General features: G+C 61.5%; 13 protein-coding genes. 11 read left to right on the top strand and 2 right to left on the bottom strand.

Going from position 1 to position 14,295, the window contains the following annotated elements:
* Nucleotides 1-26 precede the first annotated feature (26 nt).
* The 9 genes from H663_RS26680 (at nt 27) to H663_RS26640 (ending at nt 10,826) form a co-directional block, all read left to right on the top strand.
* A complete protein-coding gene (locus H663_RS26680; protein WP_053168736.1) occupies nt 27-1,601 on the top strand; it encodes an ABC transporter substrate-binding protein in 1,575 nt (524 codons plus the stop codon).
* Between the two features lie 123 nt (nt 1,602-1,724).
* Nucleotides 1,725-2,678 carry an ABC transporter permease gene (locus tag H663_RS26675; protein WP_053168734.1) on the top strand — a complete coding sequence of 318 codons (954 nt, stop codon included), beginning with the start codon at nt 1,725-1,727 and terminating at the stop codon, nt 2,676-2,678.
* Nucleotides 2,679-2,683: 5 nt separating this feature from the next.
* On the top strand, nt 2,684-3,565 hold the full coding sequence (locus H663_RS26670; RefSeq protein ID WP_053168732.1) for an ABC transporter permease: 882 nt from the start codon (nt 2,684-2,686) through the stop codon (nt 3,563-3,565).
* Entirely contained in the window at nt 3,562-5,181 is a 1,620-nt protein-coding gene (locus tag H663_RS26665) for a dipeptide ABC transporter ATP-binding protein (protein WP_053168730.1), read from the top strand. The genes H663_RS26670 and H663_RS26665 overlap by 4 nt, the downstream gene beginning before the upstream one ends.
* A gap of 16 nt (nt 5,182-5,197) precedes the next feature.
* On the top strand, nt 5,198-6,697 hold the full coding sequence (locus H663_RS26660; RefSeq protein ID WP_053168728.1) for a M81 family metallopeptidase: 1,500 nt from the start codon (nt 5,198-5,200) through the stop codon (nt 6,695-6,697).
* A gap of 81 nt (nt 6,698-6,778) precedes the next feature.
* On the top strand, nt 6,779-8,197 hold the full coding sequence (locus H663_RS26655) for an amidase (RefSeq protein WP_053168726.1): 1,419 nt from the start codon (nt 6,779-6,781) through the stop codon (nt 8,195-8,197).
* A 395-nt stretch (nt 8,198-8,592) separates the two neighbouring features.
* Entirely contained in the window at nt 8,593-9,537 is a 945-nt protein-coding gene (locus H663_RS26650) for a M23 family metallopeptidase (RefSeq protein WP_133239974.1), read from the top strand.
* Between the two features lie 31 nt (nt 9,538-9,568).
* On the top strand, nt 9,569-10,027 hold the full coding sequence (locus tag H663_RS26645) for a bactofilin family protein (protein ID WP_053168723.1): 459 nt from the start codon (nt 9,569-9,571) through the stop codon (nt 10,025-10,027).
* Between the two features lie 34 nt (nt 10,028-10,061).
* Nucleotides 10,062-10,826 carry a type III pantothenate kinase gene (locus H663_RS26640; protein ID WP_053168721.1) on the top strand — a complete coding sequence of 255 codons (765 nt, stop codon included), beginning with the start codon at nt 10,062-10,064 and terminating at the stop codon, nt 10,824-10,826.
* Nucleotides 10,827-10,852: 26 nt separating this feature from the next.
* On the opposite strand, the gene H663_RS26635 is transcribed toward H663_RS26640, so the two are convergent.
* Together H663_RS26635 and H663_RS26630 are read right to left on the bottom strand one after the other, a co-directional pair.
* The gene (locus tag H663_RS26635) at nt 10,853-11,518 is read right to left on the bottom strand and encodes a TetR/AcrR family transcriptional regulator (protein WP_053168720.1); all 666 of its coding nucleotides are present in this window, start codon (nt 11,516-11,518) and stop codon (nt 10,853-10,855) included.
* A 27-nt stretch (nt 11,519-11,545) separates the two neighbouring features.
* Entirely contained in the window at nt 11,546-12,133 is a 588-nt protein-coding gene (locus tag H663_RS26630; protein ID WP_083450991.1) for a phasin family protein, read from the bottom strand.
* A 111-nt stretch (nt 12,134-12,244) separates the two neighbouring features.
* Here H663_RS26630 and rfbB point away from each other — a divergent pair, with 111 nt between their 5' ends.
* Complete coding sequence (gene rfbB, locus H663_RS26625) at nt 12,245-13,303, top strand: dTDP-glucose 4,6-dehydratase (protein WP_053168718.1); 1,059 nt, start codon at nt 12,245-12,247, stop codon at nt 13,301-13,303.
* Nucleotides 13,304-13,383: 80 nt separating this feature from the next.
* A complete protein-coding gene (rfbD, locus tag H663_RS26620; protein ID WP_053168717.1) occupies nt 13,384-14,280 on the top strand; it encodes a dTDP-4-dehydrorhamnose reductase in 897 nt (298 codons plus the stop codon).
* The last annotated feature ends 15 nt before the right edge of the window (nt 14,281-14,295 follow it).

Raw genomic sequence — 14,295 nt, 5'->3', positions numbered from 1 at the left:
TGTCCCCCTATTGACTGGAGTGATTCATGAAGCGTCGTTCTCTTTTTGCTGTTGCGGCTTTGGCTGCGGCGATGTGTGCACCCATGGCCGTTCAGGCCCAAGGCAAAACCCTCAAGTTGGTGCCCCATGCCAACATCACCATTCTCGATCCGGTCTGGACCACGGCCTTCGTGACGCGTAACCACGGCTACATGATTTATGACACTTTGTTCGGCACCGATCTGGCCGGCAAGGTCAAGCCCCAGATGGTGGACAAGTGGAACGTGAGCAAAGACAACCTGACCTGGACGTTCACGCTGCGGGACGGGCTGGAGTTTCACGATGGCAAAGCTGTCAACAGCGAAGACGTGGTGGCGTCCATCAAGCGCTGGACCAGCCGCGACAGCTTTGGCGGCGTGCTGGCCAAGAGCGTTGAGAGCTACGCCACGCCCGATGCCAAGACCTTTGTGATCAAGTTGAACAAGCCTTTTGGCGTGATGCTTGAAGCGCTGGGCAAGCCTTCGTCCAACGTGCTGTTCATCATGCCCGCACGCATCGCGGCCACACCCGGCACCGAGCAGATCAAGGAACACGTGGGTTCCGGTCCTTACAAGTTCGTGCCCGCCGAGTACAAGCCAGGTGAGCGACTGGTCTACACCAAGAACGACAAATACAAGCCCCGCGCTGAAGCGCCCGATGGGACCACCGGCGGCAAGCAGGTGAATGTGGACCGCGTGGAGTGGGTCATCATCCGCGACCCGCAAACCCAGTTCAATGCGCTGGTGGCCGGTGAGGTCGACATCGTCGAGCAGCCCACCTTTGAGCAATATGCATCGCTCAAGGCGCAAAAAGACATCCATTTGGTGGATGCGCAACCTGCTGGATTGCAGTTCATCTTGCGATTCAACCACCTGCATGCACCGTTCAACAACGTCAAGATCCGCCAGGCCGCCATGGTGGCGCTGGGCCAGGAAGCTCACCTGAAGACCCAGGTGGGTGCCCCCGGCATGTTCACGTTCTGCAAGAGCATGTACCCTTGCGGAACACCTTTCTCGAGCGAAAAGACGGGCATCTACACCGGCATGGCCGACCCCAAGAAAGCAGCAGAAATGCTCAAAGAGGCTGGCTATGACGGCACGCCTGTTTTGTTGATGCGTCCGACCGATCTGGCCTCGATTGCCAAACTCCCCTTGGTGGCCAAGCAGCAGCTCGAAGCCGCTGGCTTCAAAGTGGACATGCAGCAAATGGACTGGGCCACTTTGGTGGCACGCCGTGCCAAGAAAGACGCACCGGCACAGGGCGGCTGGAACGCCTTCATGACCGCTTGGACGGCGGGTGACATCCTGAACCCGCTGACCATGGCCATGATGAATGCTGCGGGTGACAAAGGCTGGTTCGGCTGGCAAGACGACAAGCAGATCGAAGACCTGAAAGTCAAGTTTGCGCAGGCCACCAACGATGCGCAGAAGAAGCAGATTGCCGAGCAGATTCAGCTGCGCGCCATGGAGACCGCTTCGCATGTGCCGTTGGGCCAGTACTTCAACCCTGCGGCTTTGCGCAAGAACGTCACGGGCCTGGTGCCCGGCGGTGCGCAGGTGTACTGGAACATCAAGAAGAACTGATCGGGCAAGCTGGTCGGCCCTGCGGGGTCCGGCCAGTCTTGACTGCATCGTCAGCTTTCGGGGCGGGGCCTGGGGTCTGGGCCTCGGCTGGCTGCTCATTCATCGTCATCCTCGGAATCTTTCATGCTGCGTTTTTTGATGCAGCGCCTGCTGGCGCTGATTCCTGTTTTGTTCACGGTGGCCATCATCGTGTTCCTGATCCTGCGGCTCACGCCGGGGGACCCCGCCGCCGTGATTGCAGGCAACAATGCCACCAACGAAGACATTGACCGCATCCGTGAGCAGTTGGGGCTGACCAAGCCTTTGTTCACGCAGTTCGGCATCTGGCTTTCGGGTGTTTTGCAGGGCGATCTGGGGTATTCCTTTTACCTCAACAAACCGGTCACCGAGCTGATTGCCCAGCGCATTGAGCCCACGTTGTCGCTGGCCGCAGGCACCATGCTGATTGCGGTGTGTTTGGCCGTGCCCCTGGGCACGCTGGCGGCCTGGCGCATGGGTGGCTGGCTGGACCGCATCTTGTCGGGCTTTGCGGTGGCCGGGTTTTCGGTGCCGGTGTTTGTGATCGGCTATGTGCTGATCTATGTCTTTGCCATCGAGTTGCAGTGGTTACCGGTGCAAGGCTATCGCCGTTTGTTCGGGCCGTCTTCGCAAGGGGTCGGTGCCTGGGCCTATCAGCTGGTGCTGCCCTGGATCAGTCTGGCCACGATTTATGTGGCCCTGATCGCCCGGGTGACACGCGCCAGTGTGTCCGAAGCCCTGACCGAAGACTACATCCGCACGGCCCGCGCCAAAGGCGTGACCGAGCAGGTGGTCTTGCTGCGCCATGCGCTGGCCAATGCGGCGGTGCCCATCGTCACCGTGATTGGCATCGGCATTGCGCTTTTGATTGGTGGCGTGGTGGTGACCGAGACGGTGTATGCCATTCCGGGCTTGGGCTCGCTCACGGTGGACGCGGTGCTCAACCGTGACTTTCCTGTCATTCAAGGGGTGGTGCTGTTTTTCAGCGTGCTCTATGTGTTGATCAACTTGCTGGTCGATTTGAGCTACCTGTGGCTCGACCCCCGCATCCGTTACTGAACCGCATGAACAAACTTTTTCGCAAACTGATGGCGAACACCTCGATCCGTCTGGGGTCTGGCGTGTTGGTGCTGTTGATTCTGATCGCCGCCATCGCCCCCTGGCTGGGCACGGTGGACCCGGCCGCCATGGACTCGGGCAACATCAACACCCTCTCGGGCACGGTGGGGCAGTTCGCCTTGCTCGACGGCTCCAGCGTGGCCCACACTTTCTGGATGGGCGCTGATAACTTCGGCCGCGACATTTACAGCCGCGTGCTCTACGGCACACGCGTGTCCTTGCTGGTGGGCTTGTTCACCGCCACGGTGGCCTTGGCCGTGGGGGGCGTGCTGGGCATGCTGGCGGGCTACTTTCGACTCGCTGACGCGGTGCTCATGCGCTTCATGGACGGCCTGATGGCGATTCCCGCCATCTTGCTGGCGATTGCGTTGGTCGCGGCACTGGGCGCGCAGCTGTGGACCGTGGTGGTGGCCATTGCCATTCCTGAAATTCCCCGCGTCACGCGCCTGGTGCGCTCGCTGGTGCTGACCTTGCGCGAAGAGCCCTTTGTGGAGGCGGCCCGCGCTTTGGCCACGCCCACGCCGGTCATTCTGGTGCGCCACATCTTGCCCAATGCGATGGCTCCGCTGATCGTGCAAGGCACCTTCATTGCGGCGAGCGCCGTGCTGACCGAAGCGATCCTCAGCTTCCTCGGCTTGGGTTTGCCCGCCGACATCCCGACCTGGGGCAACATCATGGCCGAGGGCCGGGTGCAGTTCACCCAGTACCCGGGCAATGTGCTGTTTCCCGCGCTGTTTCTGGTGCCTACGGTGCTGGCCATCAACTTGCTGGGTGACGGCCTGCGCGATGTGCTGGACCCCAAATTTGCCAAACGGAGCGGCGCATGACATCCACCGCTTCTCAATCTGTTCTGTCCATTCGTGGCCTCTCGGTCGCCTTGCCTGCAGGCGGTGACCGGGCGCACGCCATCACCGGTGTGTCGCTCGACATCCTGCCGGGCCAGACCCTGTGCGTGGTGGGCGAGTCCGGCTCGGGCAAATCGGTCATGGCCACCACGGTGATGGGTCTGCTGCCCAAAGAGCTGGACCCTGTGGCGGGCGACATCGTTTTGCAAGGCGAGTCCTTGCTGCAGGCGTCCAAACTGCGCTTGCGCCAGTTGCGCGGCAAGGCCATGGGCATGGTGTTCCAGGAGCCCATGACGGCCCTGAACCCGGTCATGAGCTGCGGCGACCAGGTCGACGAATTGCTGTCCACCCACACCGACTGGCCTGCCGAGCAGCGCCGTGCCGAAATTTTGCGCGTGTTCGAGCGCGTCAAGCTGCCCGACCCGGCACGCATGCTGCGCAGCTTCCCGCACCAACTCAGCGGTGGGCAACGGCAGCGCATCGTGATCGCGATGGCCGTGATCTTGAAGCCTGCATTGCTGATTTGCGACGAGCCGACCACCGCGCTGGATGTGACCACACAAAAAGAAATTTTGCGCTTGATCGCCGACCTGCAGCGCGAGCAGGGCAGCGCGGTGCTCTTCATCACCCACGACATGGGCGTGGTGGCCGAGATCGCCGACCAGGTGCTGGTCATGAACCAGGGCCAGGCGGTGGAAAGCGGCGACTGCGAGCAGGTCCTGCGCCGCCCCCGCGCCGAGTACACGCGCCAGCTGCTGGCCGCCGTGCCGGGCATGACGCCGCCACCTGCCAAACCCGAGCCCGAGGGGCCTGCCCTGCTGTCGGGTCAGGGTGTGGGCAAAACCTACACCAGCCACGACTGGCTGGGCCGCAGCCGCCCCACGGCGGCTCTGATGGATGCGGCGGTGGCCGTGCGTGCCGGTGAGACGGTGGGCATCGTGGGCGAGTCGGGTTCGGGCAAGTCGACCTTTGCGCGTTGCCTGATCCGCCTGATCGACCCGACAGAAGGGCAGATTTGGTGGGACGCCGACGACGTGGCCCGCATGCCCGAGGGCCAGTTGCGGCCATTGCGCCACCGCGTGCAGGTGGTGTTTCAAGATCCGAACCGCTCGCTGAATCCGCGCCGCACCGTGGGCCAGTCCATGGTTGAAGGTGCGATGAACTTTGGCCAGTCGCGCGAGCAGGCCGAAGCACTGGCGGTGGAATTGATGGCGCAGGTGCGTTTGCCAGTCGATGCCTTGAAACGCTACCCCAGCCAGTTCAGCGGTGGCCAGCGCCAACGCCTGGCGATTGCCCGTGCCCTGGCTTGCCGCCCGCAGGTGCTGGTGGCCGACGAGGCCGTCAGTGCGCTCGATGTGAGCGTTCAGGCCCAGATCCTCAACCTGCTGCGCGAGGCGCAGTCGCGCTTGGGTCTGGGGCTGCTGTTCATCACGCACGACCTGCGTGTGGCCGCCCAGCTGTGCGACCGCGTGATCGTGATGCACCAGGGGCGCATCGTGGAGCAGGGCCGCACGACCGAGCTGTATGCCAATCCGCAGCAGGATTACACCCGGCGACTGTTTGACGCCGCACCCGCCGCACTGCCCCCTTTGGATTGAACACGAGAGACGCTGAATGACCCGCATCCTGATCGCTGGTTACCAGCACGAGACCAACACCTTTGCCCCCAGCCAGGCCGATTGGGCCGCCTTCCAAAGCGGCGAGGCCTTTCCGGCCTATGTGCGCGGGCAGGCCATGGTTCAGGCCATGACCGGGGTCAATATTCCGGCCGGAGGTTTCATCGATGCGGCCCGGCGCGAAGGCTGGCAGTTGGTGCCTTCGGCTTGGGCCGGTGCCACGCCTTCATCGTATGTGACGCAAGATGCGTTCGAGCGCATTTGCAGCGCCATTCTGGAAGACGTGCGAGCGGCCATGGTGCAGGGCCTGGACGGTGTTTACCTCGACTTGCACGGCGCAGCCGTAGCTGAAAACGCCGACGACAGCGAAGGTGAACTCATCGCGCGCATCCGCGCCGTGGTCGGTCCCCGCGTGCCCATCGTCGCCAGTCTGGACCTGCACGCCAACGTGACCGAACGCATGCTGCGGGTGTCCGATGGTCTGGTGGCTTACCGCACCTACCCGCACATCGACATGGCCGAGACCGGCGAGCGTGCCGCCATGTTGCTGCGCGAGCATTTGCGTGCAGGCGGCAAGCGCCCGATGCAAGCGCGTCGCCTGCCGTTTTTGATTCCACTCAACGCGCAAAGCACCTGGATGGCCCCGGCCAAAGACCTCTACGACGAGATGATCGCACTGGAGTCGCAAACCGGCTGCATGCTCAGTTTTTGCATGGGCTTTCCGGCCTCCGACTTCGACGAATGTGGCCCGGTGGTTTGGGGCCATGGCCCGCAGGCGGAAGCTGCGGTGCAGCGCTTGTTCGAGCGCGTGGCCGAACCCGGCCAATGGCGTCCCGATGTGCTGCCTGCCCGCGAGGCAGTCACGCAAGCCCTGGCCACAGCCGAGGTGTCTGCGGCTCCCGTGGTCATGGCCGACACACAAGACAACCCGGGCGCAGGCGGTGACAGCAACACCACGGGCATGCTGCACGCATTGCTGCAACAAGGCGCGGGCCAACGCTGGCCAGGCCAGGTGGCGCTGGGCTTGTTGTACGACCCCGAAGCTGCCCGCATGGCCCATGCCGCCGGGGTCGGGGCCAGCCTGCAACTGGCTTTGGGCAAAGCAGTGCCTACCTTCACGGGTGAGGCGAGTGACCCGCCCTTGCAAGGGCGTTTTACGGTGCGGGCTTTGGGGCCGGATGACTGCGAACTCAAAGGCCCGATGATGACGGGCATGAAAGCCCACATTGGCCCTTGTGCATGCCTTGAAATCGACGGCGTGCTGATCGCCGTGGCCAGCGGCAAGATGCAGATGCTCGACCGCGAACTGTTTCGCGCCGTGGGCATCCACCCCGAGCAGATGAAACTGCTGGTGGTCAAAAGCTCCAACCATTTCCGGGCCGACTTCACCCCCATCGCCAGCCGTGTGCTGGTGGCCAAAGCGGCCGGCCCTATGGCGGCCGATCCGGGCGACTTGCCCTGGAAAAAACTCAGCCCGAACACCCGCACCCGCCCCTGAATCGGGCGGGCCTGCCAGGCCGCGAGGCCTGCGGTCCGCCAACGCGGGACTTCCATCGACGCACCGACCAGAAAGACCGGCATGAGCCAGACAAACACCGACCTGACCCAGACCCCCGCCCACGAACTGCTGGCCCTGTACCGCAGCGGCCAGGCCTCGCCGGTGGAAGTCACGCAAGCGGTCCTCTCGCGCATCGAGCGGGTCAACCCGCAAATCAACGCCTTCTGTTTGGTGGACGAAAAAGCGGCCCTGACCAGCGCCCGCGCCAGCGAAGCGCGCTGGCAGGCCCACCGCCAGCAAGGCGCGCCCGTAGGTGCTCTGGATGGCGTGCCCACCTCCATCAAGGACCTGATCCTGACCCAAGGCTGGCCCACCTTGCGCGGTAGCCGCACGGTGGACCCGAACCAGCCCTGGGATGTGGACGCCCCGGCCACCGCCCGCCTGCGCGAGGCGGGGGCCGTCTTATTGGGTAAAACCACCACCCCCGAATTTGGCTGCAAGGGCGAGACCAATTCGCCGGCCACCGGCATCACCCGCAACCCCTGGAACCTGAACCACACCCCTGGTGGCTCCTCGGGCGGCACGGCGGCTGCCGTGGCGGCAGGCCTGGGGCCCATCGGTGTGGGCACCGACGGCGCGGGCAGTGTGCGGATTCCGGCGGCCTTTTGCGGCAATGTGGGCTTGAAACCCAGCTTTGGCCGCGTGCCCGCCTACCCCCTGTCACCCTTTGGCTCTGTGGCCCACTTGGGCCCGCACACCATGAGCGTGCGCGACGCGGCCCTGATGACCAACGTGCTCAAGCAGCCCGATGCCCGGGACTGGACATCCCTGCCCCCAGATGCCAGCGACTACACCGTGGGCCTTGAAGACGGCATCCGTGGCCTGCGCATCGCCTATTCACCCACCTTGGGTTATGCGAAGAACGTGCACCCCGAGATCGCTGCTGCGGTCGATGCCGCCGTGCAGCAACTGCAGTCGCTTGGGGCGCATGTGGAGCAGATTGACCCTGGCTTCGAGGACCCGCTCGAGATCACCACGGGCCTGTGGTTTTTGGGTGCTTACACCGTGTGGAAGGGCTTGAGCGCCGAGCAGCAGGCCGTGGCCGACCCCGACTTCCAAACCGAGGCGGAGCTGGGCGCGCAACTGAGCGCCTTGCAAATCCAACAACTCAACCAACGCCGTGGCGTGTTGGGTTCGCACATGCGCCAGTTCATGCAGCGCTTTGACCTGCTGGTCACGCCTGCTGTGGCCATTCCGGCATTTGAGGCGCGTGCGGCCGGCACCGTCGCCATGAACCCGGTGTCCATGCTGGGCTGGACACCCTTCAGCTACCCCTTCAACCTGACCCAGCAACCCGCCATCACCGTGCCTTGTGGCCTGACCCGCAGTGGCCTGCCCATGGGCTTGCAGATCGTGGGGCCGATGTTTGGTGACGCCTTGGTCTTGCGGGCTGCCCGTGCCTATGAATCTGTGGTGCCCATCCAACGGCCCGTCATTTGATGGGTCACTGCGTTCCCCGCAAGGCTGAGCTTGCGGGTGGAGGTCATGCGTGTGGGCACATCAGTCATTGCGACATCTTGAATGCTCTCATTGGCTAATGTTGAATATGTGGTTTTGATGTATATTTTTGGCATTATTATATTTTTTGTGGATATTTGGCACTGATCTCAGGGTTTACGGTGATTGCAGACCAGTCTGTTTATCCATTACGCTACAAAGTTATCTAGATTCTGTTTTTTCATGACAGATCCATTTCCAAAATATTGGTTTTGATTTTTTTTGTCGTGAAAGGGTTCTTTTCGCCTTAAAAGTGCGAAAAGTGTCGGTGGTCATTTTTTAATCGTTTGATTGAGGTTTGCAACGCCCAGCAAGGTGTGCCAGCCACAGGAGTTTTCATGCAGTTGATCTGGGTATCTGCACCTACAGCCAAAGTGGTGACGCTGTCCATCACCGGCCGAACCGTCTTGGTGGGCGTTTTGGCCCTGTCCACGCTCTTGGTCGCCTTGGGGGTGCTTTTCCATTTTGTGGGCCTGCGTGTCGCGGTCGAATACGCGCCTGAACTGGCCACGCGCATGGGCGGCGTCACCAGCCAGGGCGAGCAAGACAAGGTCGAAGCCGCTTACCGTGCCAAGCTCGAAGAAATCAACCAGCAGTGGGGTGCCGTGTCCGAGCGGCTAGAGCAATTGGAGTCTTCCAAGAACGAGTTGCTCGTGCGCCTGGGTGTTGCGCGCTTGTTGGGTGCGCCCACCGACAAAAAAACGCTTTCACAAGATGGCCGCGGTGGGCCTTTGAAGCTGTTGCCCCTCTGGGGCAGCACCCATGCCCAACCCCTGAGCGAACAAATGGCGCATGCTTCGCAGAAATTGCAGCAATTTGAGCAATCCATGGCCCAAACACAAACGCAATGGCAAAAAGACGCAGAACGGTTTGACAAGCTGCCCACAGCGCTGCCTTTGTCCAACGACTTCATGCTGACCAGCTCCTTTGGCGTGCGCCCTGATCCCATGACCCACTTGCCCAGCATGCATGAAGGCATTGATTTTGTGGCACCTGTGGGCACACCCATTCAAGCCACGGCCAATGGCGTAGTGCTGCGTTCTGAGCGTGCCGGGGCCTATGGCATTCTGGTCGAAGTGGCACATGCCGATGGTTTTGTGACCCGCTATGCGCACTTGAAAGCCGCCACGGTTCAAGAGGGCGCTGTTGTGCAGCGCGGTGACACCGTGGGCTTGCTGGGCAACACCGGCCGCTCCACCGGCCCCCATTTGCACTATGAAGTGATTTACAAGGGACAGGCGATGCATCCAGCCAAGGCCCTGGCCGCATGGGCCAAGCAATGAATCATGCCGTTTAAATAGACAAGGAAACCCAATGTTTGGTAACAAAAAATCCAACAACACCCCGTTGGTCATGAGTCAGGAAAAATTCAACACCTTGATCGGTAAAAACTCCGAAATTCACGGCTGCCTGCTGCTCAAGGAAAGCGTGCGGATTGACGGCAAAGTGATCGGCAACATCGAAGCCCCCAGAGATCAAGACATCTCGGTGGTGATCGGCCCGACCGGCGAAATTTTGGGTGATGTGATCGCGGGCCGCATCATTGTGGCGGGCAAGGTGTCGGGCAACATCCACTCTTATGAGCGGGTCGAGTTGTTGTCCAGCGCACTGGTGCAAGGCGACACCAAATACGCATCCATTGCCGTGGAACATGGCGCACGTTTGCTGGGCTTGCTGCTTCAGGTAGACGGCACGGACGTGCCCGCTCAACCCGAGCGTGACGCCCAAGATGCAATTCGAAAAGCTCAAACATCCGGTGTTGACGAGTCCTGAGTTTCGAGACAATTGAATTCATTAAAATCGGGGCATGACATTTTTAGCCCTTGATGTTGGCAATACCCGTTTGAAATGGGCTTTGTACGACCGCCCCAGCCCACAGGCCCAACTGTTGGCGCATGGCGCGGAATTCCTTGAAAACATCGACCGTTTGTCGGAAGGGGCTTGGGCAGATTTGCCAACGCCCGAGCGCATGTTGGGCTGCGTGGTGGCAGGCGACGCCATCAAGCGCCGGGTGCAGGAGCAAATGGAGCTGTGGGACTTCACCCCTCAGTGGGTGGTGCCCAGCGCCCAAGAAGCTGGCGTCACCAATGGCTATGACCACCCCTCTCGCTTGGGCTCAGACCGCTGGGTGGCCATGATTGGCGCGCGCCAGCGCATGCTGGCGCAAGGCCCGGTGCGGCCTTTGGTGGTGGTCATGGTGGGCACCGCCGTGACGGTGGAGGCCATCGATGCCGAGGGGCGCTTTCTGGGTGGGCTGATCTTGCCCGGTCACGGCATCATGCTTCGGGCGCTGGAATCAGGCACCGCAGGCTTGCATGTGCCTACCGGCGAAGTGCGCCCCTTTCCAACCAACACCAGCGATGCACTCACCAGCGGCGGCACCTACGCCATTGCCGGGGCTTGCGAGCGCATGGTGCAGCATCTGCGCGAACACACAGGCCAAGATCCCATGTGCGTCATGACCGGTGGCGCAGGCTGGAAGATGGCACCCAGCATGTCCTTGCAATTCGATCTGGTGGACAACCTCATTTTTGATGGCCTGTTGGCCATGGCTCAGCATCGTTTTGGTTGAACTTCGGCCCTCAGGCCTTGAGCGCTTTACTTGGCATGCGCGCCGTAGGCGGCAGTCAGGGTCTGCAGGTGGGCTTGCAGTTCGCTGCTGGCCATATAGGGTGTGAGCAAGCCCAAGACATGCCGGGCACCCCGAGTCAAGGCCCGGCCGGCACTGGCGGGCTCCATGGCCTGGCGGGGGTTGCGCACATATTCATAACTGAGCCAATACGTGACCATGACCGACATGCTGGCCGACAGGGTTTCAATGCTGTCCGGGTCAATCTGCATGAGGCCTACCGAGGCCAAAGACTCCAGCATTTGCCTGAATGCAAGCGTTTTGCGTTCCAGCACCGCATGGAAATGCGTCTCCAGATGGCGGTTGCCCGACAGCAAGTTGTTCAGGTCGCGGTACAAGAAGCGGTGGTTCCACACCTGCTCGAACAGGGAGTGCAGGAAAAACCACGCGTCTTCAATGTCACGCACATCCGGCGCCGCATCCAAAAGGCCCAGCATGGCGGCCTCGTATTGGTCGAACAACTGGTTGACCAGTGCGTCCTTGGATGGGTAGTGGTAGTAAAGATTGCCGGGGCTGATGTTCAGCTCGGCCGAAATCAGCGTGGTCGAGACGTTGGGCTCGCCAAATCGGTTGAACAACTCCAGCGTCACCTCGGCAATGCGCAAGGCGGTGCGGCGGGGGGCTTTCTTGGCCATGTCGAACGCTGGGCAACGAAGCGCTGTTTACTTTGGGGACTTGTTGATCAGGGTTTTGGTGGCCGCTTTGTTGGCCGATTTGCTGGCCGATTTGCTGGCCGATTTAGCCGCAGGTTTGGATGCAGATTTCGTTGTTTTGGCGCCTGTTGGCTTTGGCGTCGATGCGGAAGTTTGGGCTGTGCGTGCAGAGGGGGAGGCGACGGCCTGGGCTGCGTTCAGTTGCGCTTCAAGTTGCTCGATGCGTGCCGTCAGCATCTGCATGTCCAGCAAGGTGGGCATGCCCAAGCGGTGCAGGGCTTTGGCTACGCGGTCTTCAAACAGGTGTTCGAGTTTGTCCACGCGCACGGCGGCCTGTTGGCCGAGGTCGCTGGCCATGTGGGTCAGGCGTTCGGTGGCTTCTTGGAGGCGTTGCTGGGCTTCGGCTTGGCTTTTGCGTTGCAGGGCCAAGCCGTCATTGATCAGGGCCTCCATGGCTTTGCTGCCTTGTTCTTGCGCTTTGGCCATGGCGCCCAAACCAGCCAGCCAGATGTTGTGGGCCGATTGAACGCTGAAGTCAGGCATGCTGCTGGATTGTTCAGCCGAGGTCTTGGTGGCTTTGCTGGTTGTTTTGGCCATGGTGAAGTTTCTCCAGAAGGCCTGACTTTAACCGGAAGACCTTGGCAAAGCTTCTAAAATCCTGAAAAAACGAACGCTGCATCCCGCTGCGTTCTCAACTCCAAAAAACCCATGACCATTCTTGTCACCGGCGCGGCCGGATTCATCGGCGCCAATTTCGTGCTCGACTGGCTGGCACTCAGCCAGGAAACCGTCATCAACCTCGACAAACTCACCTATGCAGGCAATCTGGAAACATTGTCCAGCCTGCAAGGCGATGCGCGGCACATCTTTGTGCAGGGCGACATCGGCGATGCCGAATTGGTCAGCCGCTTGCTGGCTGAGCACCAGCCCCGCGCTGTGCTCAACTTCGCTGCTGAAAGCCATGTGGACCGCTCCATCCATGGCCCCGGTGACTTTATCGAGACCAACATCGTCGGCACCTTCCGCTTGCTGGAGTCGGTGCGCGGTTACTGGTCGGCTCTGCCCGAGCAGGAAAAATCGGCATTCCGCTTTTTGCATGTGTCCACCGACGAGGTCTACGGCTCGTTGTCCAAAGACGATCCGGCTTTCGCAGAGACGAACCGTTACGAGCCCAACAGCCCCTACAGCGCCAGCAAGGCTGCCAGCGACCACCTGGTGCGTGCCTGGCACCACACCTATGGCTTGCCAGTGCTCACCACCAACTGCAGCAACAACTACGGCCCCTACCACTTCCCGGAAAAGCTCATCCCGCTGATGATCGTCAACGCTTTGGCGGGCAAGCCGCTGCCGGTGTACGGCGACGGCATGCAGATCCGTGATTGGCTCTACGTCAAGGACCACTGCAGCGCGATTCGTCGCGTGCTCGAAGCCGGGCGTCTGGGCGAGACCTACAACGTGGGCGGCTGGAACGAAAAGCCCAACATCGAGATCGTCAACACCGTGTGCAAGCTGCTGGACGAGCTGCGCCCCAAGGCCGATGGCAGCAGCTACGCCACCCAAATCACTTACGTGACCGACCGCCCCGGCCACGACCGCCGCTATGCCATTGATGCCCGCAAGCTTGAAGCCGAGTTGGGCTGGAAGCCTGCAGAGACCTTCGAGTCCGGCATCCGAAAAACGGTCGAGTGGTATCTGGCCAACCCGCAATGGGTCAGCAATGTGCAAAGCGGCGCCTACCGCGATTGGGTGAGCAAGCAGTACGCATGAATGCGTCATGGCGAGCGAAGTTTGGTCATCCATGGATCGCCACGTCGCTTCGCTCCTCGCGATGACTTTGGGAGCTTTCTTTGAAAATTCTGCTTTTGGGAAAAAATGGCCAGGTCGGCTGGGAGTTGCAACGCAGCCTGGCCCCACTGGGCCAAGTGCTGGCGCTGGACCGTCACAGCACCGACTATTGCGGAGACCTGAGCCAACCTGAACAGCTGGCGCAAACCGTGCGCGACTGGCGGCCCGACGTCATCGTCAACGCTGCAGCCCACACGGCGGTCGATAAGGCAGAGTCCGAGCCCGAGCTGGCCCGCTGCCTGAACGCCACCGCTGTGCAAGCGCTGGCACAAGCTGCGGCTGAAGTCGGCGCCTGGCTGGTGCATTACTCAACCGACTACGTGTTCAACGGGCAAGGCCAGCAAGCCTGGCAAGAAACCGACGCCACAGCGCCGCTGAGCGTGTATGGCCAGACCAAGCTCGAAGGTGAGCAACACATTGCCGCCAGCGGCTGCAAGCACCTGATTTTTCGCACCAGCTGGGTCTATGCCGCACGCGGCGGCAACTTTGCCAAAACCATGCTGCGCCTGGCGGCCGAGCGCGAGCGTTTGACCGTCATTGACGACCAGCACGGCGCACCCACCGGGGCCGACATGATTGCCGACGTGACCACGTACGCCGTGCGTCAGGCCATGCAAACACAAGATGCATCGTTGAGCGGGGTCTACCATCTGGTGGCTTCCGGGGTGACCAGTTGGCACGGCTATGCCAGCCATGTGATCGGACAGGCCCGAAAGCTCAAAACAGACGCTGGTCTGAAAGTGACCGAGATTGCACCCGTGCCCACCTCGGCATTTCCCACGCCCGCCAAGCGGCCGCTCAACTCCCGGCTGGACACGCACAAACTGCAGCACACCTTCGGTCTGGTGCTGTCTCCTTGGCAGCAAGGCGTGGACCGCATGCTGGCCGAAATCCTCTGAGCGCGCAGACCCCTT

The organism is Limnohabitans planktonicus II-D5 (assembly GCF_001270065.2).
GTDB classification, from domain to species: Bacteria; Pseudomonadota; Gammaproteobacteria; order Burkholderiales; family Burkholderiaceae_C; genus Limnohabitans_A; species Limnohabitans_A planktonicus.
This window is presented reverse-complemented; position numbering and strand designations above follow the sequence as displayed.

Excerpts from the sequence above, each read along its gene's own strand:
- H663_RS26680 (WP_053168736.1), top strand. The coding sequence starts at position 27 with ATGAAGCGTCGTTCTCTTTTTGCTGTTGCGGCTTTGGCTGCGGCGATG.
- H663_RS26675 (WP_053168734.1), top strand. The coding sequence starts at position 1,725 with ATGCTGCGTTTTTTGATGCAGCGCCTGCTGGCGCTGATTCCTGTTTTG.
- H663_RS26670 (WP_053168732.1), top strand. The coding sequence starts at position 2,684 with ATGAACAAACTTTTTCGCAAACTGATGGCGAACACCTCGATCCGTCTG.
- H663_RS26665 (WP_053168730.1), top strand. The coding sequence starts at position 3,562 with ATGACATCCACCGCTTCTCAATCTGTTCTGTCCATTCGTGGCCTCTCG.
- H663_RS26660 (WP_053168728.1), top strand. The coding sequence starts at position 5,198 with ATGACCCGCATCCTGATCGCTGGTTACCAGCACGAGACCAACACCTTT.
- H663_RS26655 (WP_053168726.1), top strand. The coding sequence starts at position 6,779 with ATGAGCCAGACAAACACCGACCTGACCCAGACCCCCGCCCACGAACTG.
- H663_RS26650 (WP_133239974.1), top strand. The coding sequence starts at position 8,593 with ATGCAGTTGATCTGGGTATCTGCACCTACAGCCAAAGTGGTGACGCTG.
- H663_RS26645 (WP_053168723.1), top strand. The coding sequence starts at position 9,569 with ATGTTTGGTAACAAAAAATCCAACAACACCCCGTTGGTCATGAGTCAG.
- H663_RS26640 (WP_053168721.1), top strand. The coding sequence starts at position 10,062 with ATGACATTTTTAGCCCTTGATGTTGGCAATACCCGTTTGAAATGGGCT.
- H663_RS26635 (WP_053168720.1), bottom strand. The coding sequence starts at position 11,518 with ATGGCCAAGAAAGCCCCCCGCCGCACCGCCTTGCGCATTGCCGAGGTG.
- H663_RS26630 (WP_083450991.1), bottom strand. The coding sequence starts at position 12,133 with ATGGCCAAAACAACCAGCAAAGCCACCAAGACCTCGGCTGAACAATCC.
- rfbB (WP_053168718.1), top strand. The coding sequence starts at position 12,245 with ATGACCATTCTTGTCACCGGCGCGGCCGGATTCATCGGCGCCAATTTC.